Annotated in this window: 24 protein-coding genes and 1 pseudogene; 15 read left to right on the top strand and 10 right to left on the bottom strand. The window is 61.5% G+C overall.

What is annotated here, in order from left to right; genetic code table 11:
- Window positions 1-65: 65 nt before the first annotated feature.
- Window positions 66-1,784, bottom strand: coding sequence for a hydrogenase maturation protein (locus tag AB4P96_RS16245; protein ID WP_395599789.1), 1,719 nt, complete (start codon window positions 1,782-1,784; stop codon window positions 66-68).
- 211 nt (window positions 1,785-1,995) lie between these two features.
- On the opposite strand from AB4P96_RS16245, the gene AB4P96_RS16240 reads away from it, so the two are divergent.
- From AB4P96_RS16240 to AB4P96_RS16230, 3 genes are read left to right on the top strand one after another with little or no spacing between them, the layout of a single operon-like run.
- On the top strand, window positions 1,996-2,610 hold the full coding sequence (locus AB4P96_RS16240; RefSeq protein ID WP_395599788.1) for a 2OG-Fe(II) oxygenase: 615 nt from the start codon (window positions 1,996-1,998) through the stop codon (window positions 2,608-2,610).
- The gene (locus AB4P96_RS16235) at window positions 2,603-2,872 is read left to right on the top strand and encodes a metal-binding protein (protein ID WP_099549701.1); all 270 of its coding nucleotides are present in this window, start codon (window positions 2,603-2,605) and stop codon (window positions 2,870-2,872) included. The genes AB4P96_RS16240 and AB4P96_RS16235 overlap by 8 nt, the downstream gene beginning before the upstream one ends.
- Window positions 2,869-3,570, top strand: coding sequence for a 2OG-Fe(II) oxygenase (locus AB4P96_RS16230; RefSeq protein WP_017138865.1), 702 nt, complete (start codon window positions 2,869-2,871; stop codon window positions 3,568-3,570). The genes AB4P96_RS16235 and AB4P96_RS16230 overlap by 4 nt, the downstream gene beginning before the upstream one ends.
- 6 nt (window positions 3,571-3,576) lie before the next feature.
- Here AB4P96_RS16230 and AB4P96_RS16225 read toward each other — a convergent pair whose 3' ends face one another.
- On the bottom strand, window positions 3,577-4,446 hold the full coding sequence (locus AB4P96_RS16225) for an alpha/beta hydrolase family protein (protein ID WP_395599787.1): 870 nt from the start codon (window positions 4,444-4,446) through the stop codon (window positions 3,577-3,579).
- Between the two features lie 228 nt (window positions 4,447-4,674).
- Between AB4P96_RS16225 and AB4P96_RS16220 the strand changes: the two genes are divergently transcribed.
- A complete protein-coding gene (locus AB4P96_RS16220; RefSeq protein ID WP_017138867.1) occupies window positions 4,675-5,280 on the top strand; it encodes a cysteine hydrolase family protein in 606 nt (201 codons plus the stop codon).
- A gap of 48 nt (window positions 5,281-5,328) precedes the next feature.
- On the opposite strand, the gene AB4P96_RS16215 is transcribed toward AB4P96_RS16220, so the two are convergent.
- From AB4P96_RS16215 to AB4P96_RS16205, 3 genes are all read right to left on the bottom strand, one after another.
- Window positions 5,329-5,721, bottom strand: a complete 393-nt coding sequence (locus AB4P96_RS16215; protein ID WP_017138868.1) for a tautomerase family protein — start codon at window positions 5,719-5,721, stop codon at window positions 5,329-5,331.
- A gap of 185 nt (window positions 5,722-5,906) precedes the next feature.
- Window positions 5,907-7,973 (bottom strand): maltose alpha-D-glucosyltransferase, encoded by a 2,067-nt coding sequence (gene treS, locus AB4P96_RS16210; protein WP_395599786.1) that lies wholly within the window; start codon window positions 7,971-7,973, stop codon window positions 5,907-5,909.
- A 72-nt stretch (window positions 7,974-8,045) separates the two neighbouring features.
- Window positions 8,046-8,804: an AraC family transcriptional regulator gene (locus AB4P96_RS16205; RefSeq protein ID WP_099549696.1), complete on the bottom strand. Its 759-nt coding sequence runs from the start codon at window positions 8,802-8,804 to the stop codon at window positions 8,046-8,048.
- 321 nt (window positions 8,805-9,125) lie between these two features.
- On the opposite strand from AB4P96_RS16205, the gene AB4P96_RS16200 reads away from it, so the two are divergent.
- The 5 genes from AB4P96_RS16200 to AB4P96_RS16180 are packed head-to-tail and all read left to right on the top strand — an operon-like array spanning window position 9,126 to window position 15,567.
- Window positions 9,126-10,751 carry an APC family permease gene (locus tag AB4P96_RS16200; RefSeq protein WP_017138871.1) on the top strand — a complete coding sequence of 542 codons (1,626 nt, stop codon included), beginning with the start codon at window positions 9,126-9,128 and terminating at the stop codon, window positions 10,749-10,751.
- An 11-nt stretch (window positions 10,752-10,762) separates the two neighbouring features.
- Window positions 10,763-11,689 carry a 4-hydroxyproline epimerase gene (locus AB4P96_RS16195; RefSeq protein WP_395599785.1) on the top strand — a complete coding sequence of 309 codons (927 nt, stop codon included), beginning with the start codon at window positions 10,763-10,765 and terminating at the stop codon, window positions 11,687-11,689.
- Window positions 11,690-11,727: 38 nt separating this feature from the next.
- Complete coding sequence (locus tag AB4P96_RS16190) at window positions 11,728-12,675, top strand: dihydrodipicolinate synthase family protein (protein WP_099549693.1); 948 nt, start codon at window positions 11,728-11,730, stop codon at window positions 12,673-12,675.
- Window positions 12,676-12,735: 60 nt separating this feature from the next.
- Window positions 12,736-14,307 carry an aldehyde dehydrogenase (NADP(+)) gene (locus AB4P96_RS16185; protein WP_395599784.1) on the top strand — a complete coding sequence of 524 codons (1,572 nt, stop codon included), beginning with the start codon at window positions 12,736-12,738 and terminating at the stop codon, window positions 14,305-14,307.
- A 3-nt stretch (window positions 14,308-14,310) separates the two neighbouring features.
- Window positions 14,311-15,567: an FAD-binding oxidoreductase gene (locus AB4P96_RS16180; protein ID WP_236447745.1), complete on the top strand. Its 1,257-nt coding sequence runs from the start codon at window positions 14,311-14,313 to the stop codon at window positions 15,565-15,567.
- Between the two features lie 173 nt (window positions 15,568-15,740).
- On the opposite strand, the gene AB4P96_RS16175 is transcribed toward AB4P96_RS16180, so the two are convergent.
- The 4 genes from AB4P96_RS16175 to AB4P96_RS16160 all read right to left on the bottom strand — a co-directional run bounded on the left by AB4P96_RS16175 (window position 15,741) and on the right by AB4P96_RS16160 (window position 19,611).
- Window positions 15,741-16,724: a GlxA family transcriptional regulator gene (locus tag AB4P96_RS16175; protein ID WP_050547755.1), complete on the bottom strand. Its 984-nt coding sequence runs from the start codon at window positions 16,722-16,724 to the stop codon at window positions 15,741-15,743.
- Between the two features lie 447 nt (window positions 16,725-17,171).
- Entirely contained in the window at window positions 17,172-17,777 is a 606-nt protein-coding gene (locus tag AB4P96_RS16170; protein WP_395599783.1) for a LysE family translocator, read from the bottom strand.
- A gap of 234 nt (window positions 17,778-18,011) precedes the next feature.
- Complete coding sequence (locus AB4P96_RS16165; RefSeq protein ID WP_017138878.1) at window positions 18,012-18,476, bottom strand: hypothetical protein; 465 nt, start codon at window positions 18,474-18,476, stop codon at window positions 18,012-18,014.
- Window positions 18,477-18,900: 424 nt separating this feature from the next.
- A complete protein-coding gene (locus AB4P96_RS16160) occupies window positions 18,901-19,611 on the bottom strand; it encodes a CerR family C-terminal domain-containing protein (protein WP_395599782.1) in 711 nt (236 codons plus the stop codon).
- A gap of 112 nt (window positions 19,612-19,723) precedes the next feature.
- Here AB4P96_RS16160 and AB4P96_RS16155 point away from each other — a divergent pair, with 112 nt between their 5' ends.
- Genes AB4P96_RS16155 through AB4P96_RS16130 form a run of 6 tightly spaced genes read left to right on the top strand, consistent with a single transcriptional unit; the run spans window position 19,724 to window position 24,889 of the window.
- Complete coding sequence (locus tag AB4P96_RS16155; RefSeq protein ID WP_017138880.1) at window positions 19,724-20,833, top strand: HlyD family secretion protein; 1,110 nt, start codon at window positions 19,724-19,726, stop codon at window positions 20,831-20,833.
- Window positions 20,826-22,394 carry a DHA2 family efflux MFS transporter permease subunit gene (locus AB4P96_RS16150; RefSeq protein ID WP_236447949.1) on the top strand — a complete coding sequence of 523 codons (1,569 nt, stop codon included), beginning with the start codon at window positions 20,826-20,828 and terminating at the stop codon, window positions 22,392-22,394. The genes AB4P96_RS16155 and AB4P96_RS16150 overlap by 8 nt, the downstream gene beginning before the upstream one ends.
- Window positions 22,391-23,812 carry an efflux transporter outer membrane subunit gene (locus tag AB4P96_RS16145; protein ID WP_395599781.1) on the top strand — a complete coding sequence of 474 codons (1,422 nt, stop codon included), beginning with the start codon at window positions 22,391-22,393 and terminating at the stop codon, window positions 23,810-23,812. Before AB4P96_RS16150 ends, AB4P96_RS16145 begins: the two co-directional genes overlap by 4 nt.
- 31 nt (window positions 23,813-23,843) lie before the next feature.
- Window positions 23,844-24,377: a GNAT family N-acetyltransferase gene (locus tag AB4P96_RS16140; RefSeq protein WP_017138883.1), complete on the top strand. Its 534-nt coding sequence runs from the start codon at window positions 23,844-23,846 to the stop codon at window positions 24,375-24,377.
- Window positions 24,378-24,629: a hypothetical protein gene (locus AB4P96_RS16135; RefSeq protein ID WP_099549685.1), complete on the top strand. Its 252-nt coding sequence runs from the start codon at window positions 24,378-24,380 to the stop codon at window positions 24,627-24,629.
- Between the two features lie 26 nt (window positions 24,630-24,655).
- Window positions 24,656-24,889, top strand: coding sequence for a helix-hairpin-helix domain-containing protein (locus tag AB4P96_RS16130; protein ID WP_395599780.1), 234 nt, complete (start codon window positions 24,656-24,658; stop codon window positions 24,887-24,889).
- Between the two features lie 177 nt (window positions 24,890-25,066).
- Here the strand turns inward: AB4P96_RS16130 and arr are convergent.
- Window positions 25,067-25,484, bottom strand: a pseudogene (gene arr / locus AB4P96_RS16125) (NAD(+)--rifampin ADP-ribosyltransferase).
- Between the last annotated feature and the right edge of the window lie 44 nt (window positions 25,485-25,528).

Genomic DNA, 25,528 nt, shown 5'->3' with positions numbered 1-25,528 from the left:
AGGAAAAAAGCTTATCAGCGCCAAAACAGAAACAAATAGGACTGGGACTAAAACCGCAGTACCGCTCAGTCGACCAGTTCGCCCTTACGCGCCAACGCCCACGGCGCAATCAACCGTTGCGGCGTCTGGCAGGCTTTACGCTTGAACACAAAGTTGCGGCACTTCTCGGCAAACTGCTGGCGGTTGTGCACCATGTCCAGTTCCATCTGGGCCAACTCGTTTTGGCGGCAGCGATCCATTGGCTCAAGGTCGATAGTGGCTTTGCGCATGCGTTGCGCGGCGTATTTCTCATCGCTCAACGCGCCTTGGGCCGCTTGCAGCAACCATGCACTGAACGCAGTCGGGCAACGTGGCCCAATGTCCTGCACCATGCCCCACTGCTGTGCCTGAATGGCGCTGATCGGCAGGCACTCTTCAGTGAGCTTATGGGCAATTTCACTGCCCACCGCACGCGGCAGGCTGTAAGTCCAATATTCGGAGCCATACAGGCCCATGCTCTTGTAATGCGGGTTGAGCACTACGCCGGCACGGGCGAAGACGATATCGGCCGCCAGGGCCAGCATCACACCTCCGGCGCCGGCACTGCCGGTCAGGCCACTGACCACCAGTTGCCGGGCGGTCAGCAGTTCCTGGCACACATCATCGATCGCCTGGATATTCGCCCAAGCCTCTAGCCCCGGCACGGGTGCGGCCTGGATGACGTTGAGGTGTACGCCATTGGAAAAGCTGCCGCGCCCGCCTTTGATCAGCAGCACCTGGGTGTTCCGTGCCTTGGCCCAGCGCAGTGCAACGACCAGCCGCTGGCATTGTTCAGTGCTCATGGCGCCGTTGTAGAACTCGAAGGTCAATTCGCCGACATCGCCGCATTCACGGTAGCGAATCGGTTGATAGGCCTGTTCATTGAAGGCTTGGTGGGCAATTGAGCTGTCCAGCACGGGCACACGCGCCAGGCGCCCGGCCAACACGTGACGGGCCGGCAACTTGAAGGTTTCCTCGCCTGGCTGGGCCTTGCGTTTAAGTGAGCCGACCCACACGCTCTGAGCGCCGGCCGCGACCAATACCGCATCATCCTGTACCGCGAGCATTTCACCCGGCAGGCCCCGGCGTGCATCCAGGTGCGCGTCGTACAAGTAGTACTGCTCGCCTTGGATGCTGGCCAACACACCCGGCTGGCCGTCGGCGGCGTCGATGCTGCGTTTGATGAAGCGCGCGCAGTCGTGCCAGCTGAAAGCACGGTCTACCTGCTTCATGTTCGGCTGCAAGCGCCCGATAACGTTGGGCTGCGTGTAATCCAGTGGCGCAGGGAGCACACCACGGGTGAATTTTTCCACCACGTCGCGAATACAGGTGATCGCAGCGTCACTCACCAGGCCGTTGTACAACTCGGACTTTCGCACCTCGGCGGGCATGTCGAACTCACAGGTCGACCAGACCGGCCCTGCGTCCATCTCCTCCACCGCCTGCAACGCGGTGACGCCCCAGCGACGGGCCTGCTGGGTGATGGCCCAGTCCACCGCGCTGGCGCCACGGTCACCGACAATCCCCGGATGAATGATCACCACCGGGCGGTCGAGGTTGCTCCACAACTGCTGCGGCACGCGGTCCTTGAGAAACGGGCAGATCACCAGGTCGGCGTCCGCCGCCTCGATTTGCCGGCACACCGTGGCTTCATCGGTGAACAGCACCACGCTGGGGTCAAACCCAGACTGGCGCAAATCCAGCCAGGCCCGTTGGGTCAAACCGTTGAATGCAGAGGACAACAAGATGATCTTCAGTGATCGCATGGCAGACTCTTCCTTGAGGTGCACGGCCACAGGCTCGCATTGAGCCGTCCCTGGCCTTTGATGGAAGCGCAAGGTTAAAAGGCCTGTCAGGCGGGGCACCTGATCGAGATCAATGTTCGGTCAGCCAGGGAGAATTGCGTCGCAAGAACCGGAGTTTCAGTGGGTTGGCGCCTGCCTACACTGGCGCAAATGCACAGTGACCGAGGCTTTCATGACTCCCCTTGCCGCCACCCTGGTACACCTGGATTGGCAAACCATCGGCCTGGAACTCGACCGCGAAGGTTTCGTCGTGCTGCCCGGCATGTTCGGGCTTGAGGTCCCAGGCTTGTTCACCCACCTACTGAACGGCTTTTATCCGCCATTGGCACAGCTTTCCAACCGGTGGAACGACATCCTGCAACTGCCCTACCGCTACCCTCCCCAACTCACCGACTTTCATGCGCAGTGCCGCGCCGTCGGCCAGCAGCAAGCACTGCCCCAACTGACATGCCTGCGCAAAGACGAGCACCAGGCGCTGGGGCAGGACGCCGAGGGCGAGCACGTATTTCCATTTCAGTTGGCCGGCGTGCTGTCTGCGCCCGGCGAGGATTTCACCGGCGGCGAATGTGTCCTTACCGAGCAACGCCCCAGAATGCAATCGCGGCCGATGGTGGTGCCGTTGCAGCGCGGCGATCTGGCCGTGATCACCACGGCACACCGCCCGTTCAAGGGCAGCAAGGGTTACTACCGGGTGAATATGAAACACGCGATCAGCAGCGTCCGAAGCGGCGAACTGCGCGGTTTTTTGCTCAGTTTTCACTTATGCCCTGGGGCGGCGCATGACTGACGAGCGCATGTGGCGGCTATTGGGCAGCGATGGCCAAGCCTACTCAAGCGCCGAACCGGGCACATTGGCTGGTCATCGACGCGGTAAACGCTACGGCACGCTGGATTGCCGTGCGGCACTGCACGCCATCGCCCGTGGCTGCTATGTGCAGCACAGGGTGTTTTTCCTCAATCAATCCAGCGCCATCGCAGCGGGCTATCGCCCTTGCGCCGTGTGCATGCCGGCCGAGTATCGCCAATGGAAACTTCAGCAGCCTTTATGAACACTCACCTGGAAAATCTCGATTGGCCAATGATCGAAGCGGCCTTGATGAACGACGGCTTCGCCCTGCTGCCACGACTGTTGACTCGGCAAACTTGCCGGCAACTCGCGGCACTCTATGCCGATGAAAGCCACTTTCGCAGCCGCATCGTCATGCAGCGCTACGCCTTCGGGCGTGGCGAATACCAGTACTTTCGCTACCCGCTGCCGGCACTCGTCGACAGCCTGCGCTCGCATCTTTACGCGCGCCTCGCACCAGTCGCCAACCGCTGGCACGCGGCGCTGAAGATGAATCAACGATTCCCCGACACCCATGTGGAATTCAAAGCGCTATGTCACCAGGCCGGCCAATGCAGGCCCACGCCGCTGATGCTGCGCTATCGGCAAAATGACTACACCTGCCTGCATCAGGACTTGTATGGCGAGCAGGTGTTTCCGTTTCAGGCGGTGTTTTTGCTGGATCAGCCAGGTGTGGACTTCGAAGGGGGTGAGTTCGTGCTCACTCACACCGGTTCCAGCAAAGCCGCACGGGCTGAGGTAGTGCCCCTTGAACAAGGCCAGGCACTGATCTTTGCCGTCAACAGCCGCCCGGCACGTTCCGCGCGTGGTTTTTGCACAGTCAGCGTGCGTCATGGGGTGAGCCGCCTGCATCGCGGAGAGCGCCACACGCTGGGGATCATTTTTCACGATGCCAAATGAATGCGGTTAACGGGTTAGCTTCACGCCCTTGATCCACTTAACCGCATCATCAACCGACTGGCCTGCACCGCCGGGCGAGACGTTGTGCCCCAACTCGGGATACAGCCGGTACTCAAAGGGTTTGCCCTGGGCTTTAAGCGTACCCAGCCGTTCGATGGCCATGAACGCCGGGGTTTGCAGGTCCTGACCGCCCAGCAACCAGAGCCCCGGCACCGAGATGCTGGCGAGTGCGTCGCGTGGGTCGGTAGCGGCAAAATCATAGCGGTCCGGGTCTTGCGCGATATGTTGGCGGGCATCGGCCTCGCTGTGGGTATGCCAGAAATCTGCCTTGCCCTGGGTCAGAAACTGGAACCGTAGCTGCTCAAGTGTCGTCAGCAGTGGGCCGCTGAATAGCACCATGAAGTTGATGCTCCGATTACGCTCGGCGGCGAGGGGAATGATCCAGCCCGCCTGGCTGAAACCCACCAGCCCAACGGGCACTGGGTTGGCCGCAAGCGTGGTGGATAACACCACGAGCGCCGCATTCGCATCACCCGCCAGAGCCGCCAGATTGGAAGCGTCGAGGTTATTGCCGCCGACTTCCGGGCCAGCGTACACACCGCCAGATTGCCCGACGCCGCGTTTGTCGTAGGTCAACACCGCGATGCCACGTTGGGCCAGGGTTGTGGCAAAACTACTCATACGCGGCACCTGGCCGGAACCGTGTACCAGCACCACGCAGGCTACTGGATGCTCGGGCAGGTAAACCGTGCCGGCCAGTGCAACATCAGCATTGGCAAATGTAATGTCCCGCGTCACAAAACTGGCGGGGGCAGCCAGGGCCAACCCAGGCGTCAACATGAAAAGGCCCAGCCAAAAGCCGATGTTTCGCAGCATGATTCAATCCGCACAAAGGGACGTCCGAGTACCGGTGCGCCACTGTGCCTGGGCAGCGTTACTATCTTATGACTGGCGGCTTTTATGGGGGATACGCTGTGTCAGACACCTGGATTTTGACTGACCCACCGCATTCGCGGGCAAGCCCGCTCCCACACGAAAAGTGCGGCCCTTGGATTTGGCGCCTATAACTGCTGTAGTGAAAAAACCACCTGACGGAGCATCACTATGAACCCGACGAAAACCGCATTGGTCCTGATTGAATTCCAAAATGACTTCACCACTGCGGGTGGGGTGTTTCACGACGCGGTCAAAGGCGTCATGCACAGCACCGACATGCTGGCGAACACTGCAACCACCGTTGAGCAAGCCCGAAAACTCGGTGTGAAGATCATCCATATGCCGATTCAATTTGCCGACGGCTACCCCGAGCTGACGCACCGCTCCTACGGCATTCTCAAGGGTGTGGCAGACGGCAGCGCCTTCCGGGCCGGCAGCTGGGGCGCGGACATCAGCGAGGCACTGAGCCGTGAGCCGGCAGACATCCTCATAGAAGGCAAACGCGGCCTGGATGCGTTTGCCACCACCGGCCTGGACCTGGTGCTGCGCAACAACGGCATCCAGAACCTGGTCGTCGCAGGCTTTTTGACCAATTGCTGCGTTGAAGGCACGGTTCGTTCGGGCTATGAGAAAGGCTACGACGTGGTGACGTTGACCGACTGCACCGCGACCTTCAGTGATGAGCAACAACACGCCGCCGAGAACTTCACCTTGCCCATGTTCTCGCAAACGCTGAAACACACCCAGTTTCTACAAGCGTTGAACGCCCAATAAAAACGGCGGCGACTCATCACTGAGTCGCCGCCTTCTTGTAGGCCTGCCTCACTCGTCGGGCACGTACTGCATCTCTCCGTTGCCAAACGACCAATCCTCGCGTTTCACATCCACCAGGTTGATCCACACATCTTCTTTGCGCAGCCCGGTTTTGGCGTGGATGCCCTCAGCGATACATTTATAAAAAGCCTTTTTCACTGCGATGCTACGCCCGGCGCTCCAGGTCACCTGGATAAACACGATGTTCGGCGTGTAGGTAATCCCCAGATAACCCGCCGCCGGATACACCAACTCATCCTTGGCGTGACGATTGATGATCTGGAATTTGTCGTGCTCAGGCACATTGGCCACGCTGGTCATGGCGGCGTAGATCACGTCACCAATTGCAGCGGCGGTTTCAGTGGAGGTGTCGGCGGCCAGGTCGATTCGAACTAAAGGCATGGGAAATTCCTCGGCAGGTCAGTGGCCGGTGCTCGAAAGTGGCCATTGGCACTACGCTAGCCCGAACAACAAAATTCATCAAGCGCATATTCATTTATTTAATAATGCGTTAATTGCATGTTATTCATTCTCCCGGCAAATGCATAATCAGCGCTGATCGACGAGTCGATCAGCGCCTTCGGCCCCTAAAGCATCGGCGACAGACTGACCACCCGCAGCGCCAGCCCCTCATATGCGTCCAACGTGATGGTGAACTCACCTTCAGCGGTGAGATCGCCCTCGACCCGCTCATTGATGATGTCCACCACCGGCCCTGGCGCAATGTCGGGCAGGTGCAGGGTTTCGGTCAGCGCGGTACTGCCGAAGTTGAGCGCGGTGATTTGCGTGCCCTTCCCGGCCGGCAACTCGTGAACCATGATCAGCAGCCCCGGATGCTCCACATCCGGCACTAGGATCTGGCGGCTGGCGGCGATTCCGTAGGCGTTGCGCACGGCGAGAATTTTCTGCAACTGGGACGCAAACGAATCCGGGTCCTGCAACTGGCTGTTGAGGCTGCCGTAGAGGGTTTTCGCCCTTGGCATCTGGCCGGCGGACAGTTCGGCGTCCGGGTTCAACTCCACCAGGTCATAGGCACCGCGATGAATCCAGCGCGTGTCGCCATCGCCCATCAAATGGGCAACCGCATCGGCCGCCAACGGCAACGCGCCGACCAGGTCCCAACCCGACAACGCAAACACCCCAGGCTGCATGGCGTTGTACATCACCAGCAGTATATGGATACGGCGGATCTGCTCGATATCGGCCGGCGTGATCGCCTCCAGGTCACGGATGCCCAAGGCTGCCGTGATAATGCTGGCGGTGGTGCAGGAAACCCCATTGGTGACGAACTTGAGGTTATACGGCGCATGCTCGCCGGCCAGGCGCTCGTACATCTGCTCGCGGATATGCTCGCGCAGGCTGTTACCGGGAAACGTCTGGCCTTGGTAGAGGTAACTGTCGTGGGCGTGCAGGGTCCAGAAATGCACCAGCTCCAGGGTCAGCTCATCGTGGTTTTGCAACGCATGAATCAAGGAGCCTGGGTCAATGCCCTGGCTGTGCATCTCGCGCAGCATCAGGCGCAGAAATTCGGTGTCGCCCATCAGCAAGGCATGCTGATACGCCGGGCGCGTGATGAAGTCATAGGACAGGTCGGCGCCGCCGTGGGACATGGCGGCAATATCGTCGACAGTGAGGTTCAACTCCTGAAAGCTGAACCCGCCCGCCTTGCGAATCGCCCCGCCCAGCAACTGGTTGCCGGTGATCGACAACGGGTGGCTTTCCGACCAGGCAGTGCCGTCCAGCTTGCGTTCCACGCCGAGGAAGCCGTTGGCGTCCAGGCGCAGGATCTTGGCGCCCATCACATCAATGGCATGCAGGGCGTCGCCGATGATCATCTGCTGCGCGGCAAACGAAGGGTCCAGCCAGTTCAGCGACGGCTGGCCTTCCTTGAAGTAATGCAGGTACACCCAGCGGCGCGGCTTGTCATCCACGCCAACCACCACCGGGGTTGCGCTCCAGTCGGTTTCCTTGACGCCGGGTTCGAAGAAGATCACCCGCTGCAACTGGCCGACGATGTAATGCTTGTCGCGCAGCGCATCCACCTGCGCAGGGCTGAGGTTCTGCGCATCCCGCCCCTCGGCAACGTCGGGCAGCAAGGGCCAGTCTTCCTCGCGGATCTCGACCATGTGGTAGAGCCCCGGATAGTCCTCATACGCCATCTCGGCCAGGCGGAAGTCCGCGCCCTTGCCCGTGTGGGAGGGGATCACATCGTCGATGATCACCGCGTTGTGCGCGGCGGCCATGCGCGTCAGGGCCTGCAACTGCGCTTCGGTGCCCAGCTGTGGGTCAATCTCGAAGCTGATGCGGTCGAAATTGCCATCGATCGTCGGCGTATGCCGTGTACCGTCGAGCCCGCCGGACTTTTTCAGCGGGCCGTTGTGAATGCCCTGGATGCCGATCTTCGACAACGCCTGCCACAGGCTTTCATCGCCCAGGGCTTCGAGCACCGTGCCGTTCTCACGGGTCACAATCGAGGCCGGATAAGCGGTGAACCATACCGACGACAACGCTGAGGCATCACGCGGCCGGGTCTGCGCATACGGCTGCTGCCACAAACGCCCTTGCCCGCTGTACAGCCTTGCCCGCTGACGCGCCGCATTGAGCATGGATTGTTGCACCAGCCAGTTCACATGATCGTTATCCGCCGCCGTCATAAGCCTGTTTCCTCTTGCCGTGAAAAGGTGATTGGTAAGCATAGGAGCGGCGGAGGCCTTGATTCGTTGCATTTACTCCAATTGCCGGTACTGCCTGGGCGTAAATCCGGTCAATGCCTTGAACTGGCGGGTAAATGCGCTGTGGTCGGTGTAGCCGCATTGCAGCGCCACCTCGGTGATCGGCAGGTCGGTGTGCAACAGCCGGTGCGCATGCTCCAGGCGCACCTTCTGGATCATCTGCCGGGGCGTGAGGTGGAATACACGTTTGCAGTAGCGCTCCAGTTGCGCCACGGAAATCCCGGCAATGCGGGTCAGCTCGCCGAGGGTGACACGGCGGTTGAAATGCTGGCGAATGTGTTCATCCACGGCGGCCAGGCGCTGGTAGGCCGGATGCTTTTCGCTGGCCGATTGCAGGTCCACCGAAATACCCGCCAGGCCGATGATCGCGCCCTTGTCGTTGTACAGCGGCCATTTGTGCGTCAGGCACCAGCCCGGTTCGCGGCTGCCATACAGGTGCAGCTCAAGCTGGTCTTCGAGCACAAAACCCTGCTCCAGCACGCGCCGGTCTTGCTCGGTGTAGCCCGGCCCCAATTGTGCGGGGAACACTTCGGCGCTGGTCTTACCCAGCAGCGGCTGCAGCTGTTTGAGGCCGCAGCGTTGCACCAGGGTGTGGTTGGCGAGGACGTAGCGGGCGTCGATATCCTTGATGAAAATCGCCGCGTTGGGGATTACGTCGAGCAAGGGCAACAACTGCGCGACCCCCGCCAATAGTTGCTCGATGCTGTTGGGGCGGTTGGCCTGTAGAAAGCTCGCAAATGCACTGGGCAGCATGGCCTGCACTCCATTTTTTTTAAGCAGATTGCCCTATGCCAGCCTGAGTATCTACACAAGGTTGTGGCAGCCTTGGAAGCCACACTCGATCAAAAATGTGGGAGCTGGCTTGCCTGCGATGCAGACGCCTCGGTCATTCAGGCAAACCGAGGTGATGCAATCGCAGGCAAGCCAGCTCCCACAAAAAAGCCTGGATCTACGCATTCAAACTGTGCCGAATTCGTCATTCACATCAACGCAAAACATCAATCGCAGCGCCCTTGATCGGTTCAGGATATCGCCACTGCATGCCTATCCAATAACTCACAAGAAGGCGCCGCCATGTCTGCTCAAGGCAAGTTCAAGAAACAACTTTCACTGATGGACCTGACCTTTATCGGGTTAGGCGCCATCTTCGGTTCGGGCTGGTTGTTTGCGGCCAGCCACGTGTCCGCCATCGCCGGCCCGGCGGGGATTATTTCCTGGCTGATCGGCGGTTTCGCCGTGCTGCTGCTGGGCATTGTGTACTGCGAGCTCGGCGCCGCCCTGCCCCGCGCCGGTGGCGTGGTGCGTTACCCGGTGTATTCCCATGGCCCGCTGCTGGGCTACCTGATGGGCTTTATCACGCTGATCGCGTTCTCCAGCCTGGTGGCGATCGAAGTGGTCGCCTCGCGCCAATACGCCGCGGCCTGGTTTCCCGAGCTGACCAAGGTCGGTTCCAGCGACCCGACCACCCTGGGCTGGTTGGTGCAATTTGCACTGCTGTGCCTGTTCTTTGTGCTCAATTACCGCAGTGTGAAGACCTTCGCCATCGCCAATAACCTGGTCAGCGTATTCAAGTTCATCGTGCCGCTGCTGGTGATTGGTGTGCTGTTCACCTTCTTCAAACCGGCGAATTTCCAGACCCAGGGTTTTGCCCCGTTTGGCCTGTCGGGCATCGAGATGGCGGTGTCGGCCGGCGGAGTGATTTTTGCCTACCTGGGCCTCACGCCGATCATCTCGGTGGCCAGTGAAGTAAAGAACCCGCAACGCACGATTCCGATTGCCTTGATCCTCTCCGTGCTGCTGTCGACTGCCATCTATGTGCTGCTGCAAACCGCCTTCCTCGGTGGCGTGCCGACCGAGATGCTGGCCGATGGCTGGGCGGGTATCAGCAAGCAACTGGCGCTGCCTTATCGTGATATTGCCCTGGCGTTGGGCGTGGGTTGGCTGGCCTACCTGGTGGTGGCCGATGCGGTGATCTCACCCAGCGGCTGCGGCAATATCTACATGAATGCCACGCCGCGTGTGGTGTACGGCTGGGCGCAGACCGGCACGTTTTTCAAGATCTTTACGCGCATTGATGAGAAGTCCGGCATCCCGCGCCCGGCGCTGTGGTTGACCTTTGGTTTGTCGGTGTTCTGGACCCTGCCGTTTCCGTCCTGGGAAGCACTGATCAATGTGGTGTCGGCGGCGCTGATCTTAAGCTACGCCGTGGCCCCGGTGACCGTCGCGGCGCTGCGCCGCAATGCGCCCGGCATGGCCCGGCCGTTCCGGGTCAAGGGCATGGCGGTGCTCGGCCCGCTGTCGTTCATCATCGCCGCGCTGATCGTTTACTGGTCCGGCTGGAGCACCGTGTCGTGGCTGCTTGGCCTGCAAATCCTGATGTTTGTGGTGTACCTGCTGTGCGCACGCTGGGTGCCGACCGCGCACCTGAATCTCAAGCAACAAGTGCGCTCGTCGGCCTGGCTGATCGGCTTCTACGCGGTGACTATCCTGCTGTCCAAGCTCGGCAGTTTCGGCGGCATCGGCGCGATCAGCCACCCGTTTGACACGCTGGTCGTCGCCCTCTGCGCCCTGGGCATCTACTACTGGGGCGCCGCCACCGGCGTGCCCGCGCACCTGGTGCGCCTGGAACACGAAGACGACGAAAGCGAAGCGGTCAGCGACGCGCATTACAGCGCGCCACTGTCGCCAGCCACTCACTGATGGAGCCTGTTATGAAGCGCCTGCATGTTATCGACTCCCACACCGGCGGCGAACCGACGCGCCTAATAATGGACGGCTTCCCTGCCCTCGCCGGCGCAACCATTGCCGACCAGTTGCACACCTTGCGCAGCGAACACGATCAATGGCGCCGCGCCTGCCTGCTGGAGCCACGTGGCAATGACGTGCTGGTCGGCGCGCTGTACTGCGCGCCGGTCACGCCAGGCGCCACCTGCGGGGTGATCTTTTTCAACAATGCCGGGTATCTGGGCATGTGTGGCCACGGCACCATCGGCCTGGTCGCCTCCTTGCACCACTTGGGCCGCATAACGCCCGGCGTGCACACCATCGACACGCCGGTCGGCCCGGTAGCCGCCACTTTGCACGACGACGGCGCGGTGACCTTGCGCAACGTACCCGCCTACCGTCATCAGCGGCAGGTGCCGGTGGACGTGCCGGGCTATGGCGTGGTGCATGGCGATGTTGCCTGGGGCGGCAACTGGTTTTTCCTGGTGTCGCAGCACGGCCACAGGCTGGCGATGGACAACGTCGACACCCTCACCGACTACACCTGGGCGATGCTCAAGGCCCTCGAAACCCAAGGCATCCACGGTGCGGACGATGCAGTGATCGACCATATCGAACTGTTCGCCGACGACGCCCACGCCGACAGCCGCAACTTCGTGATGTGCCCCGGCAAAGCCTACGACCGCTCACCGTGTGGCACCGGCACCAGCGCCAAACTCGCGTGCCTGGCGGCTGACGACAAACTCGCTCCCGGCGCCACCTGGGTGCAAGCCAGCATCACCGGCAGCCAATTCGAAGGCTGTTATGAATGGGATGGCGAACGCATTCGCCCGTTCATCACCGGCCGCGCCTTCATGACCGCCGACAGCACCTTGCTGATCGACGAACAGGACCCTTTTGCCTGGGGCATCTGAGCCCGGGCCTTATTTAACTGAACGCTGGAGTTAGAACAATGAGCGACAACATCTTCACCGGTTGCATCCCTGCACTGATGACCCCGTGCACGCCTGAACGCAAACCGGACTTCGACGCCCTGGTCGCCAAGGGCCGTGAACTGATCGATATCGGCATGAGCGCCGTGGTGTATTGCGGTTCCATGGGTGACTGGCCGCTGCTGACCGAAGCCGAACGCCAGGAAGGCGTGGCCCGTTTGGTTGCCGCTGGCGTGCCGACCATCGTCGGCACCGGCGCGGTCAACAGCCGTGAAGCGGTGGCCCACGCCGCCCACGCGGCCAAGGTCGGCGCCCATGGCTTGATGGTAATCCCGCGCGTGCTGTCCCGTGGCGCTTCGGCCACCGCGCAAAAGGCGCACTTCTCGGCGATCCTCAAGGCCGCGCCGAACCTGCCGGCAGTGATCTACAACAGCCCGTATTACGGCTTCGCCACCCGCGCAGACCTGTTCTTTGAACTGCGCCGTGAACACCCCAACCTGATCGGCTTCAAGGAATTCGGCGGCGGCGCCGACCTGCGCTACGCGGCAGAAAACATCACCTCCCAGGACGATGCCGTGACCCTGATGGTCGGCGTCGACACCCAAGTGGTACACGGCTTCGTCAACTGCAACGCCACCGGCGCCATCACCGGTATTGGCAACGCACTGCCGCGCGAAGTGCTGCAACTGGTCGCCCTGAGCAAAAAAGCCGCCAAAGGCGACGCCAAGGCCCGGCGCCTGGCACGTGAGCTGGAAGCCGCGCTGGCCGTGCTGTCGTCCTTCGACGAGGGTTGCGACCTGGTGCTGTATTACAAGCATTTGATGGTGCTCAACGGCGACCAGGGCTACGCCCTGCACTTCAACGAAACCGACGCACTCAGCACCGCCCAACAGCGTTACGCCGAAAACCAGTACGCACTGTTCCGCCAGTGGTACGCCAATTGGTCGGCTGAACAGAACGTGGCCTGACACCCTCGCGCGCCGCTGTGGTTCTCACAGCGGCCAACCCTCATTTTTCAAGGACACCCCATGACTCTGACGGGCAAGATGCTGATCGGTCAGCACGCAATCCTCGGCCATCGAGAAGCAATCCAGGCGATTAATCCCGCCACCGACCTGCCCCTGGCGCCTGCCTACCCAGGCGGCGCTGGCGAGCATGTCGAACAGGCCTGTGCCTTGGCTTGGGCGGCGTTTGACAGCTATCGCGACACCTCGCTGGCAGCACGTGCGGCCTTTCTTGAAACCATCGCCGACAACATTGAAGCTCTCGGCGATGAGTTGATCGAACGCGCCATGGCCGAAACCGGCCTGCCACGCCCGCGTATCCAGGGCGAACGCGGCCGCACCTGCGGGCAATTGCGCACATTCGCCCGCACGGTGCGCGCCGGTGAATGGCTGGACGTGCGCGTCGACACCGCGCAACCGGCGCGTCAGCCATTGCCACGTGCAGACCTGCGCCAGCGGCACATCGCACTGGGGCCGGTGGCGGTGTTTGGTGCGAGCAATTTCCCCTTGGCGTTCTCAGTAGCGGGCGGCGATACCGCCTCTGCACTCGCCGCCGGTTGCCCGGTGATCGTCAAGGCCCATGGCGCGCATCCCGGCACCAGCGAACTGGTCGGCCGTGCGCTGGCCAAGGCCGTTAAAGACTGCGGTTTGCCCGACGGTGTGTTTTCGCTGCTGTATGGATCGGGTCGCGAAGTCGGCATCGCATTGGTCACCGACCCGCGTATCAAGGCCGTGGGGTTTACCGGCTCACGCAGCGGCGGTATCGCCCTGACCCAGGCGGCGCAAGCGCGGCCGGAGCCGATTCCGGTGTATGCGGAAATGAGTTCGATCAACCCGGTGTATCTGTTTCCTGCGGCGTTGCACACGCGTGCAGAGGCGTTGGCCCAAGGTTTTGTCGCCTCGTTGACCCAAGGCGCCGGGCAGTTTTGCACCAACCCTGGCTTGGTGATTGCGGTCGCAGGCCCGGCACTCGAGCGCTTTGTCGCCACGGCGAGTGAGTTGCTCCCGGCGTGCGCCGCCCAGACCATGCTGACGCCAGGTATTTTCCAGGCCTATGAAGCGGGCGTCGGCAGCTTGGCCGAACACGCACAAGTCGCCGCCAAAGGCTTGGCGGCGCAAGGCCCGAATCAAGGCCAGGCGCAGCTGTTTGTGACCCAGGCCAGCGCGTTTTTAAGCAATGAGCATCTACAGGCGGAAGTCTTCGGCGCAGCCTCCTTGGTCGTGGTGTGTGCCAATGACGAAGAAGTGCGCCAGGTTTCCGAGCAGTTGGAAGGCCAGTTGACCGCCACACTGCACCTGGACGACGCCGACCTGGCACGCGCCCAAGCCCTGCTGCCGGTATTGGAGCGCAAGGCCGGGCGCCTGCTGGTCAACGGCTGGCCGACCGGCGTGGAAGTGTGCGACGCCATGGTCCACGGCGGCCCGTTCCCGGCCACCAGCGACTCGCGCAGCACCTCGGTCGGCACCGCAGCGATCCTGCGTTTTCTGCGCCCGGTGTGTTACCAGGACTTCCCGGACAGCTTGCTGCCCGCTGCGCTGCAACACGCCAACCCGCTGCTGTTGCGACGCTTGCTCGACGGCCAGAGAGAGGCCTGAACGATGAGCGACAGCAACCGTGCTGATATCGCTGTAATTGGCGCCGGCATCATTGGCGTCGCCTGCGCCCTGCAATTGGCCCGTCAAGGCCAACGCGTGGTGGTCATCGACCCACAGGCTCCGGGCATGGGCGCGTCCTATGGCAACGCCGGGCATTTGGCCACCGAGCAAGTGTTCCCGATTGCCGACGCATCGATCCTCAAGCGCCTGCCCGCCATGCTGATGGACCCTATGGGTCCGTTGCGCCTGGACTGGAAGTACCTGCCACGCGCCCTGCCCTGGTTCGTGCGCCTGTTGCTCAACCTGCGCCCGGCGAACTACCGGCGCACGGTGGCGGGCATTCGTGCGCTCAATGAGGCCAGCCTGGGCGCTTGGCAGCGTCTGCTGCAGGCCATTGAGCAGCCGCAGCTGTTGCGCGCCGAGGGTTCGTTGCTGGTATTTGAGCGTGCCGCGTCCGGGGAAGCCATCGACGCATTGCGCCAACGCATGCAGCAGCAGAATGTGCCGGTGGATTTCTGGTCGGGCGAGGCAATACGCAAGGCCGCGCCGCAACTGAACGATGCGATCCAGGGCGGCCTGTTCTTCCCGGGCACCGGGCATTTTATTGATCCGTACAGCGTGGTGTGCGCACTGGTGAGCGCGGCCAAGGCTTGCGGTGTGCAGTTTGTGCAGCAACGCGTGCTCGATGGGCGCCTGGAGTCGGACGGCGTATCGCTGCTGACCGATCAAGGCAGCCTGACTGCCCGCCAGGTGCTGATCGCCTGCGGCGCCCATTCGGCCAAACTCACCGCTGCACTTACCGGCAAGCACGTCCCGCTGGACACCGAGCGCGGCTATCACCTGATGCTGCCCCACGAACACCAGCGCTTGCCCTTTGCCGTGACCTCGTTCGAGCGCAAATTTATCATGACCCCCATGAACGATGGCTTGCGCCTGGCCGGCACGGTCGAATTCGCAGGCCTGGAGCGCCCCGCCAATATGCAACGCGCCTGGCAGTTACACCGGTTGAGCCAGGGCTTGTTTCGCCAGGACTTGAGTACCCGGGACGCAACCCCATGGATGGGCTTTCGCCCGTCGCTGCCGGACTCGCTGCCGATCATTGATCGGGTGGCGGAAGGCAAGGTACTGCTCGCGTTTGGGCATCAGCATTTGGGGTTGACGCAGGCGGCGGTGACGGCGGAGATGGTCGTGCAACTGGCCACGCCAGGTAAGCGCATGGCGCTGCCGGACCTGGCCCCTTACCGATTGGCGCGCTTTTAAGTCTTTGGCGTTTTTGTGGCGAGCAGGCTTGCCCTGCGTTGGGCTGCGCAGCAGCCCCATACCGTTACACCTGACTCACCGAGTCGTCTGAATGAGGGGCGGCTTCGCCACCCAACGCAGGGCAAGCCTGCTCGCCACAGTGACAATCACAGTGGCAGTGCTCGCCCTCAACGCTACTTGACCAAGCGCTTCTCTTTGGACGGCCGATAGCCGAAATACGCGCTGTAGCACTTACTGAAATGGCTCGGCGACACAAACCCGCACGCCACCAGCACATCCACCTGTGACAGTTCGGTGTGCTGCAACAAACGCCGCGCCTCGGTGACACGTAACTCCATGTAATAGCGTTGCGGCGTAGTGCCCAGTTGCTCCTTGAACAGGCGTTCGAGCTGGCGCCGCGAGCGGCCGGCGTAGACTGCCAATTGATCCAGTTCCAAGGGTTCTTCGAGGTTGGCGTCCATCAGTTTCACCACTTCACGCAGTGGAGCGCTGACGCTGATGTTCTCTGTGGGTTTGATACGCCGGTAGCGTGACTCTTCAAACGCCAGGATGTCTTCAATACCTTCGACCAAGGCCTTGCCATGCAGGCTTTTGATCCAGTCCAGGGCCATATGGAACGCGCCCGATGGGCTGGAGGCGGTGAGGCGATCGCGGTCAATCACGTAGGGTTCGCTGGTGACCTGCGCAGCTTTGGACACTTCCGACAGCGCCGGGCGATGTTCCGGGTGGATCGCGCAGCGGTAACCCTGCAACAGCCCGGCGCGACCAAGGAACCAGGCGCCGTTCCATAGGCCGGCGAGGCTCACACCCTGTTCGGCGGCGCTGCGCAACAGCTGGATGAAATCCTCGCCGGCTTTGAGTTCGGTGCGAAAACCGCCGCAGATCACCAGCAAATCCAGGTCGGGCAATGCCGACGCTTGCAGGCGGGCATCCGGGCGGATCACCAGGCCCAGGTCGCTGATAACTTCGCCCTCGTCACACCCGAAGGTACGCGTGGCAAACAGCTCGGGGCGCAACAGGTTGGCGGTGATCAGGGTGTCGAGGGTCTGGGTGAATGCCGGGAGGGAAAAGTGTTCGAGCAGCAAAAAACCAACGCGGGTGACCGGCGACGGCTGCTGGAAGTTTTCATTCAGGTAGCGCAGGTTCTTGCCTTTCATGCCACCGCTGAACTGGCGTCTTTCCATCGAGGGTTGGCCCACTCTTTTTGTTTATGCAATGGGCGCTATCTTAGGGGCAAATGCGCCGGCTGTCGTGCCGCATTCCCACGAAGAATAATGACTATGCTGCGTGGCCGCCGCCACGATGGAGGACGCTTGCCTGTTGATAGTCAACACGACCTTTAAGCCTGATCTTTACAAAAGCAACCGCCTCCCAGGCCCGCAGCCTGGCAGCTGCGGGGCCATCTGATACGGTTTTTTCTTTGCTATCTGCGTCTGTATCGAAACGCCAGTGAAGCGGACAATGGGCGCCATTCCGACACTCCTGTCGACTCCCTTCCCTTCGGAGGCCTTATGACCAAGATGGCAATTTTCCTGTTCGGTTTTCTGGTGCTGACCATCGGTATCGGCTTGCTGGCAACCATCTCGCCGGTGTGAGGCACTGCTTCACGCAAAAAGCATCGGGTACAACGACAGCACCAACAGCGCCGCCATCAACCCGTTGAATACCCGCAACCAACGCGGCTCGCGCAGCACGTTGCGCAATCCACTGCCGCAGCCCACCCACACGCACACACTGGGCAGGTTGACCACCGCAAATACCAGCGCAATCACCAGTACATTGGTCACATAACCTTCGGCCGGCGTATAGGTGGTGATTGCTCCCAGCGCCATGATCCATGCCTTGGGGTTGACCCACTGAAACGCGGCCGCGCCAAGAAAGGTCATGGGTTTGCCACGCTCGTCAGGGTTCTCGGACATGCCGCCAGCGGTGGCAATCTTCCACGCCAGGTAGAGCAAATAGGCTGCTCCCACATAGCGCAACACCGTGTAGGCCCACGGGAATACCTTGAACACTTCGCCCAGGCCCAGGCCTACCGACATCACCAACAGCATGAAGCCGATGCTGATCCCCAGCGCGTGGGGCATCGAGCGGCGAAAGCCAAAATTCACCCCCGAGGCGAGCAACATGGTGTTGTTCGGGCCGGGCGTGATCGAGGACACGAAGGCAAACAGGACAAAGGCGGACAAGAGGCTGGTGGACATGAACATGGCGCGGCATCCAGGCGGTAGTGGTATGCCTGCGACAGTAGTGGGTTACAGCCCTTGCCGCCCCGTACAGCTAGGGGCGGATCGAGGCATACACTTTGGCGTTATCGAGCTGATCGGTAGAGTTGCGCGCCTTGCTTGAGTCTGCGCTGAACACATCACAACGGCGTACCGGCCGACTACGGTTCCCGCTGAGCCCGCCGGGAACCGTTGGTGTTGGCAGACAACCCACGCGTCTCAGTTTTGGGGCCGTTGCTTGGTCGAGTCCAGCTCAGCCTTTTTGCCCGTGGAGATCTCGGTGATCTGCGCGGACTTGGCGATGGCAAAGTCGAAGGTGTCCTGCATTTTGGCGATGGCGTCGGTCGAGGTGCCATCGAGCCCACCCTTGGCCGCCCAATCAAAGTTCCACACGCCGGAGAGGTTGTCGGCCCCCGCCACGTCGTGGGTTTCAATCGCGGTGAACACGTCCGGGTGGCGCTCCATGTACTTGGCAGCGTCGGACACATCCGTGGGCACTTTGCCCGAAGCGTTGTTGGCCAGTTGCGTGAGCTCCTGCTTGGTGATCGCTGACTTGCCCGTTTGGCGCATGTAGTCGGCAATAACCTTGCTGGACTTGGCAATGTTCAACTTGTCGTCGAACGTGGAAGGCGAAGACTTTGGCGTATTCGACCCGCCAGACGCGGGCGTTACGGTAGTAGACATCGGCGCTGCTCCTTCAATGGAACGAATGAAATCGTCAAGCTGACGATACCCCGACGCGGACGTTAGCATGGGCAAAGGGCCATTCCGCACGCTTCACAACATTTCACAACGCCAGGCGGGTTTTGCCGGTGTTTTCGAAGCGCCGTTACCCTGTGCTAGCTGACAACCTCTAGTATGAGTGGGCTGTTGTGGCGAGCAAGCTTGCTTGCGCTGGGGTGCGAGCGGCCCCAATAAAGGCACTGCAATGTTCCTGAAAGAACTCAGCGACTGGGTTTGGGGCTGCTTCGCAGCCCAACGCAGGCGGTGCGACGATTCGACAAGCCTGCTCGCCACAGGAGAAATTGGCTGCCTTGAAAAGTTGTGTAGGTACCTAGGGCCATCGCAGGCAAGCCAGCTCCCACATACAAGCAATTCGAAAAAATCATCAGGCCGTGCGCACATCCCGCTGCCTGGCCAACCCTTCCAGCGTAAACCGTGCCTGCATCAGCACCACATCGCGCACCGCCTCCATCTCCTTCTGATTCACCTCGGTCCACTTCAGCGCTTCCAGCAACTTGGGCTTCTGCACCCGAAACGCCAAGCCCTGGGTGAACAGCGCCATGGAGTGAATCACCGTGCGCTCGTCTTCCAAGGCAAAGCCGGACAGGCGCGCGATCAGTTGGCGTATGACCCGACCAATGCGTGCCTTGAAGCGGTCTTCAAAGGCGGTGGTTGCGCTTTGCGGGCACAGGCCGGCCTGATGACGATCCATAAATGCGCGCCAGATCGTGGTCTGGGGGCTGTCCTGGATGGTGGAGACCACCGTACCCAGAATGCCCAGCGAGACGTCGATCAAGGTTTTATCGCTCGCCTTGGCATCCGCCAACGCGGCCTCGGCCGCTTCCACGCACGGCGACATCTTGCGCCACAGCAGCGTGATCAAATGCTCGACACACTCCAGGTACACGCCTTCCTTGCCATCGAAGTAGTACTGGATCGCGGGCGCATTAACCCCGGCAGCCGTGGCGATGTCACGGGTGGACGCGCGGTCATAGCCGCGTTCGCCAAACACCTCGACCGCCGCTTCGACGATACGTGCGCGGGTTTCTTCACCGCGCTGGTAACCACCTTCGGCAGCAGGTTTATGTCGTGCCATGTGCAGCTCCTCTCGAATACCGGACCAAAATATACCAGTTGACAAAAATTCGCGAAAAATAGAATTTATTCCATCCGATATAAAACCGGCTCTCACAAACAGGAATGACTCGATGTCCGCTGCAACACCCTCCCCTCAGGTCATTCCTGAAGACACCGTTAATGGCCAGCGCAGCAAAGCGCGCCGCATTCTCCTGAGCATCGCCACCCTCGCGCTGCTGGGCGGCCTTGGCTGGGCCGGGTGGTGGTGGCTGAACGGGCGCTTTGTCGAAACCACCGACGATGCCTACCTGCAGGCCGACAGCATCAGCGTAGCGCCCAAGATCAACGGCTATGTGGCCGAGGTGCTGGTCAGCGACAACCAGAACGTCAAGCGTGGCGACGTGCTGGTGCGCCTGGATGCGCGCAAATACCAGGCGGTGAGCGACGAAGCCTCGGCGACGATAGCTGCGCGCAATGCCGACTACGCCAAAGCCCAGGCCGACCTGGTACAGCAAGATTCCACCATTGCCGAAGCCCGCGCCCAATTGCAAGGCGCCCAGGCCGACGCACAACACGCACAAACCGAAGTGGCCCGTTATGCACCGCTGGCCCGCTCCGGCGCCGAGCCAGAAGAACGCCTGGCGCAACTCAACAACCAACTGGCGCAGGCACGCAGCACCGTGGCGGCCAAACAGGCTGCACTGCGCTCCAGCGAAACCCGCTACGGCACCCTACAAGCCCAACTCAAGCAGGCCCAGGCGCAACTCGGCGTGGCCAAGGCCAGCGAAGCGCAGAGCCAGCTGGATGTAGATGATGCGGTGATCCGCAGCCCGCTGGAGGGTCGGGTGGCCGACCGTGGTGTGCGCGTCGGCCAGTATGTGCAGCCCGGCACGCGCTTACTGACGGTGGTGCCGATCAGCGCGATCTACCTGACCGCCAACTACAAGGAAACCCAGATCGGCGCCATGCGTCCCGGCCAGGCCGTCACAGTGCACGTGGATGCACTGCCCGGCCGCAACCTGCAGGGGCATATCGACAGCCTGTCGCCCGGTACTGGCGCGCAGTTCGCCTTGCTGCCGCCCTCAAATGCCACCGGCAACTTCACCAAAATCGTGCAGCGTGTGCCGGTGAGGATTGCCCTTGATGTACCCGATGATATTCGCGCGTCGTTGATGCCCGGCCTGTCGGCCACCGTCGAAGTCGACACGCGTAGCCACGCGGCGGATGCCAATCATGGCTGAGGCGCTGATGGCCGAGGCCGTCGCCGAAAAACCGCGTAACGCCTCGTTGACCGACTGGATCGCCGTGGCTGCCGGGGCATTGGGCGCGTTGCTGGCGACGCTGGACGTGTCGATCACCAACTCGGCGCTGCCGCAGATCCAGGGCCAGATCGGCGCGACCGGCACCGAAGGTACGTGGATCGCCACCGGCTACCTGATGTCGGAGATCGTCATGATCCCGCTCGCCGCATGGCTGACGCGGGTATTCGGCCTGCGCCGCTTTCTGATCGGCACCGCGCTGATGTTCACCGCGTTTTCGATGTTCTGCGGCTTGTCCTCCAGCCTCGGTGCGATGATCGCCGGGCGCATCGGCCAGGGCTTCGCCGGCGGTGCGATGATCCCCACCGCGCAGACCATCGTGCGCACGCGCCTGCCCCCGCACCAACTGGCGATCGGCACCACCATGTTCGGCATGACCGTGATTCTCGGCCCGTTGCTGGGCCCGGTGATCGGCGGCTGGCTCACGGAAAACATCAACTGGCGCTGGTGTTTCTTTCTCAACCTGCCCATCAGCATTGCGCTGATCACCTTGCTGATCACCGGCCTGCCGACCGAGCGCATGAACCTGCAACGCTTTATCAGCGCTGACTGGTTGGGCATCCTCGGCCTGGCCATGGGTTTGAGTTCGCTGACCGTGGTGCTCGAAGAAGGCCAGCGCGAACACTGGTTTGATTCGCTGCTGATCATCTGGCTGAGCATCGCCACCGTCACCGGGTTCTTCCTGATTGCCCTGGGGCAACTGCGCTCAACAACCCCGATCCTGCGCCTGCAACTGGTGCTCAACAAAAGCTTTGGCAGCGTGCTGTTGATCGGCACAGCGGTCGGCGCCGGCATCTATGGCACGGCGTACCTGGTGCCGCAATTCCTGGGCATTTTGTCGGGCTACAACGCGCAGCAGTCGGGCGCGATCATGCTGTTATCGGGGATTCCGGCGTTTGTGTTGATGCCGATTCTGCCAAGAATGCTGGGCCGCTACGACCTGCGCTGGATGGTCGGCGCCGGGCTGTTGCTGTACTGGGCCAGTTGCTACGTCGACACCACGCTCACCACTGACAGCGTTGGCCATGACTTTATCTGGTCGCAACTGCTGCGCGGGTTCGGGCAGATCCTGGTGATGATGCCTCTAAGCCAATTATCCATGCGCTCGGTGCAAACCCACGAAGCCGGGGACGCTGCCGGGCTGTACAACATGTCGCGCAACCTGGGCGGCACCATCGGCCTGGCCCTGCTCGGCGTGTTGATGGACCGGCGCAGCCACTTTCACGACGACATGCTGCGCGAAGGCGTCCAGGCCAACAGCCAATTGGCCCAGGACCACATGGCAAGCAGCACCGCCAGCTACCTGGCACAAACCGGTGATGCGTCCACCTCACAGCTGCAAGCCTTCGCGCAACTGGCCAATGACATCGCGCGGCAAGCCTCGGTCATGGCCTACAACGACTCGTTTTATCTACTGGGACTGGCGATGCTGGCGTGCCTGCCCCTGATCTTTATTCTGAAAAAGCGCACGGTAACCCGATGATCCCTCGCAAGCTTGCTCTTCTGTTCAACGTTGCGCTGCTGTCCGCCTGCACGGTCGGCCCCGACTACCAGGGTGCCCCCAACGTTGCGCCAAAAACCCTGGCGGCCGGGCGCCTGCCGCATGCCGATAACACCTCCGCTGGCGCACCCGCTGTCGCGCAGTGGTGGCGCACGCTGGGCGACGCGCAGCTCAACGAACTGGTGGACAAAGCCCTGCGCAACAGCCCCGACATCGCCACCGCCCAGGCCCGGTTGAAGCAATCGCGCGCCAGCCTTAGCGGCGCACAGGCCAACGCGATGCCCAAGGTCAGCGGTGATGCTGCGATGCTCAAACTGCGCTCGCCCGACACCTCCGCGCTGGGTGGCAACAGTGGCGGCGGCCGCGGCCCGCTGAACCTCTACCTCGCCGGCTTCGATGCCAGTTGGGAAGCCGACCTGTTCGGCGGCACCCGTCGCGCCGTCGAGGCTGCGCAGGCCGAAGCCGACGCGTCCCAGGCGCAACTGGCCGATGCCCAGGTGCAACTGGCCGCCGAAATCGTCCAGGCCTACACCGACCTGCGCGACCAGCAAACACGCCTGGCACTGGTGGACTCCAGCGTCGACATCGAAAACCAGGCCCTGGACCTCACCCAGCAGCGCCGCGAGCGCGGCGTGGCCTCGCAACTGCAACTTGAACAAGTCATCACCCAAGCCGAAAACACCCAGGCCCAGCGCCTGCCACTGCAAGCCGCCATCGTCGAATCCCTCGACCAACTCGGCCTGCTTTGCGGCCTGGAACCCGGCGAACTGGATGGCCAACTCGCCATCGCCCGCGCCCTGCCCGCCTTACCCGGCACCGTGCCGTTGGCCGACCCGGCGGCGGTGCTGAGGGCGCGCCCGGATATCCGCATGGCCGAGCGTAAACTGGCCTCCAGCAACGCACAGATCGGCGAAAAAACCGCCGACTGGTTCCCCAAGCTCAGCCTCACCGGCGACCTGTCCTTCTCCGCCAGCGACCCCGGCCACCTTGCGCGTAAAGACAGCGGCACCTGGCTGGTCCTGCCGCGCATCACCTGGAACGCCCTCGACTTCGGCCGCGTCGCCGCCAGCGTCAAAGGCGCCGAGGCCGGACGCGATGAAGCCTTGGCGCAGTACAAGAGCGTGGTATTGAGTGCATTGCGCGATGCGGATGTGGCCTTGGCACGCTATGGGCATCAGCGCCAGAATGTGGTGCTGCTGCGTAACGTGGAATCTTCGGCAGTACGCGCCGCCGACCTGACACGCCAGCGTTATCGCGCGGGCACGGCCAGCACCCTCGATTGGCTGGATGCCGAGCGCACGCGCTACCAGGCGCAAGAGAGCCGGATATCCGGCGACGCTGAACTGCTGAAGGATTTTGCCTCGCTGCACAAGGCGCTTGGGTTAGGCTGGACGCTGTAAAGGGTTCTACGCACATAAACCAAGGAACAACATGATCACCCTTCGTAAAGCGACAACGGCCGATATCGATACGCTGCGCGAGGTCGGTTGCCAGACCTATCGCGAGCATTTTTCGACGTTATGGTCGCCTGCCGGTATGCACGGTTTTCTTGAGCAGGATTTTTCACCCAGTGCACTGCGCCAGTCACTCGAGTTGCCAGGCAAGCATGCGTGGTTCACTGCTTTCGATGAACAAGGCAACGCCGTCGGGTTTGCCAAAGTGAATTGGTCGGTGCCGGCGCCGTTAACCGCTGAAGTGGGCGCGGAGCTGCAGAAAATCTACCTGCTCAAATCCGCCGCCGGCAGGGGTTACGGCAAACAACTGTTGCAGTGTGTTCGCGATGAAGTGGCGCAACGTGGTGAGCATTTACTGTGGCTGGACGTGCTCAAAACCAACGTCAGTGCACAGGGCTTTTATGAGGCATTCGGGTTTCGGCGCATGGGCGAAATCCCCTTCAGCACGGACCTTGCCGACATCGGGATGGTCGTCATGGGACTTCAATTGAAACAGCAGGCGCAGTGCTAAATGGCCGAACTGATAGAGGGGCTCGACGGGCCCAGAACCGCACAACAAGAACTGTTTTACGACCTTGACGATGCACGCGCAGTTATCGGCTGGTCGGTGGTGGAGCTGACGGCGATGGCCGCGAACGGCCGAACACCCGATGAAGCGGTGGCGCTAATGAAAATGTGTGCATTGCTGGCTGCGCAGCAGGAAAAGCTTGGCGTGTACGCCGAAGAGGTGAAGGCACAGCGTATTGTCCGCGCTGAGGCCTAGCGAGTAATAAAAAAAGGAATATATACATGCCGTTTTCATTGGAAGAAAGAACCGCCTTGATCGCTCTCAAGGGCGTAGGCCCCACCGTGATTACACGGCTGGAGCAGTTGGGCATTGACTCATTGGAAGTGCTTGGAAAGTCGAACGTGAGCGACATTCTGGCGCAAGCATCGGCAGCAGTCGGGTCGACCTGCTGGAAAAACAGCCCCCAGGCACGGGCAGCCATTACCGCGGCTGTGGCGCTCGCGCAAAAAACCTGACAAAAAAGTGTAAACCACAGCCGAAATCCTGCACGTTTTAACGGCCATCACCCATCAATTAAAGGCGAACACCGTAACTGTGGCGAGCAGGCTTGCCCTGCGTTGGGCTGCGAAGCAGCCCCAGTTCGCTCTAACTGACGTGTCACGCCGCCTGAATAGGCTTAGCTCGCAACTCAATCAGTCGATAATCACATCGCGACCTTCCGCCTTCAAACGGGCAAGGTTGTCCTTCATCTGCTGCAACCGCTCAGGCGCATGCCCCTGCCACTTCGTCACCTCAGCCACCACCCGTAGCGGCTCCAACGAGCGATAGGACAGCGTCGGGTTACCGGCAAAATTTCTTATCCGTCACGTTGGGGTCATCCAAGATTGGCCCGGTGGCCTCTACCACGTAAATCCGTTCTGGACCGTCACCCAACGCCAGCTCAGCGCCCCAAATCGCAGCGTCCAACGTGCCCGCGAAATACACCCAGGACAGTGGCTTGCCCGCTGTGAAGTTGGAGGGGTAGCCGACGCGGACGGTGTCGCCTGGCTCCAGGTCAGCCCGGGTGCCGTGGAAGAACTGGCGGGTGAATACGCCGGCAGTAGTGGACATGGCTGGGTGCTCCTTGGAGGAAGGGAGTTGGGGGTAATAACACA

The organism is Pseudomonas sp. B19125 (assembly GCF_044218855.1).
GTDB classification, from domain to species: Bacteria; Pseudomonadota; Gammaproteobacteria; order Pseudomonadales; family Pseudomonadaceae; genus Aquipseudomonas; species Aquipseudomonas edaphica.
Note: the sequence above shows the minus strand (reverse complement) of the source record. Positions and strands in the feature narration are given on the sequence as shown.

What these genes read in the sequence shown, in the direction of transcription:
- AB4P96_RS16225 (WP_395599787.1), bottom strand. Translation starts at nt 4,446, where the DNA reads ATGCTGCGAAACATCGGCTTTTGGCTGGGCCTTTTCATGTTGACGCCT.
- AB4P96_RS16190 (WP_099549693.1), top strand. Translation starts at nt 11,728, where the DNA reads ATGAGCGACAACATCTTCACCGGTTGCATCCCTGCACTGATGACCCCG.
- AB4P96_RS16215 (WP_017138868.1), bottom strand. Translation starts at nt 5,721, where the DNA reads ATGCCTTTAGTTCGAATCGACCTGGCCGCCGACACCTCCACTGAAACC.
- treS (WP_395599786.1), bottom strand. Translation starts at nt 7,973, where the DNA reads ATGACGGCGGCGGATAACGATCATGTGAACTGGCTGGTGCAACAATCC.
- AB4P96_RS16205 (WP_099549696.1), bottom strand. Translation starts at nt 8,804, where the DNA reads ATGCTGCCCAGTGCATTTGCGAGCTTTCTACAGGCCAACCGCCCCAAC.
- AB4P96_RS16240 (WP_395599788.1), top strand. Translation starts at nt 1,996, where the DNA reads ATGACTCCCCTTGCCGCCACCCTGGTACACCTGGATTGGCAAACCATC.
- AB4P96_RS16230 (WP_017138865.1), top strand. Translation starts at nt 2,869, where the DNA reads ATGAACACTCACCTGGAAAATCTCGATTGGCCAATGATCGAAGCGGCC.
- AB4P96_RS16150 (WP_236447949.1), top strand. Translation starts at nt 20,826, where the DNA reads ATGGCTGAGGCGCTGATGGCCGAGGCCGTCGCCGAAAAACCGCGTAAC.
- AB4P96_RS16140 (WP_017138883.1), top strand. Translation starts at nt 23,844, where the DNA reads ATGATCACCCTTCGTAAAGCGACAACGGCCGATATCGATACGCTGCGC.
- AB4P96_RS16220 (WP_017138867.1), top strand. Translation starts at nt 4,675, where the DNA reads ATGAACCCGACGAAAACCGCATTGGTCCTGATTGAATTCCAAAATGAC.
- AB4P96_RS16180 (WP_236447745.1), top strand. Translation starts at nt 14,311, where the DNA reads ATGAGCGACAGCAACCGTGCTGATATCGCTGTAATTGGCGCCGGCATC.
- AB4P96_RS16235 (WP_099549701.1), top strand. Translation starts at nt 2,603, where the DNA reads ATGACTGACGAGCGCATGTGGCGGCTATTGGGCAGCGATGGCCAAGCC.
- AB4P96_RS16245 (WP_395599789.1), bottom strand. Translation starts at nt 1,784, where the DNA reads ATGCGATCACTGAAGATCATCTTGTTGTCCTCTGCATTCAACGGTTTG.
- AB4P96_RS16135 (WP_099549685.1), top strand. Translation starts at nt 24,378, where the DNA reads ATGGCCGAACTGATAGAGGGGCTCGACGGGCCCAGAACCGCACAACAA.
- AB4P96_RS16170 (WP_395599783.1), bottom strand. Translation starts at nt 17,777, where the DNA reads ATGTTCATGTCCACCAGCCTCTTGTCCGCCTTTGTCCTGTTTGCCTTC.
- AB4P96_RS16130 (WP_395599780.1), top strand. Translation starts at nt 24,656, where the DNA reads ATGCCGTTTTCATTGGAAGAAAGAACCGCCTTGATCGCTCTCAAGGGC.
- AB4P96_RS16165 (WP_017138878.1), bottom strand. Translation starts at nt 18,476, where the DNA reads ATGTCTACTACCGTAACGCCCGCGTCTGGCGGGTCGAATACGCCAAAG.
- AB4P96_RS16185 (WP_395599784.1), top strand. Translation starts at nt 12,736, where the DNA reads ATGACTCTGACGGGCAAGATGCTGATCGGTCAGCACGCAATCCTCGGC.
- AB4P96_RS16175 (WP_050547755.1), bottom strand. Translation starts at nt 16,724, where the DNA reads ATGAAAGGCAAGAACCTGCGCTACCTGAATGAAAACTTCCAGCAGCCG.
- AB4P96_RS16200 (WP_017138871.1), top strand. Translation starts at nt 9,126, where the DNA reads ATGTCTGCTCAAGGCAAGTTCAAGAAACAACTTTCACTGATGGACCTG.
- AB4P96_RS16195 (WP_395599785.1), top strand. Translation starts at nt 10,763, where the DNA reads ATGAAGCGCCTGCATGTTATCGACTCCCACACCGGCGGCGAACCGACG.
- AB4P96_RS16145 (WP_395599781.1), top strand. Translation starts at nt 22,391, where the DNA reads ATGATCCCTCGCAAGCTTGCTCTTCTGTTCAACGTTGCGCTGCTGTCC.
- AB4P96_RS16155 (WP_017138880.1), top strand. Translation starts at nt 19,724, where the DNA reads ATGTCCGCTGCAACACCCTCCCCTCAGGTCATTCCTGAAGACACCGTT.
- AB4P96_RS16160 (WP_395599782.1), bottom strand. Translation starts at nt 19,611, where the DNA reads ATGGCACGACATAAACCTGCTGCCGAAGGTGGTTACCAGCGCGGTGAA.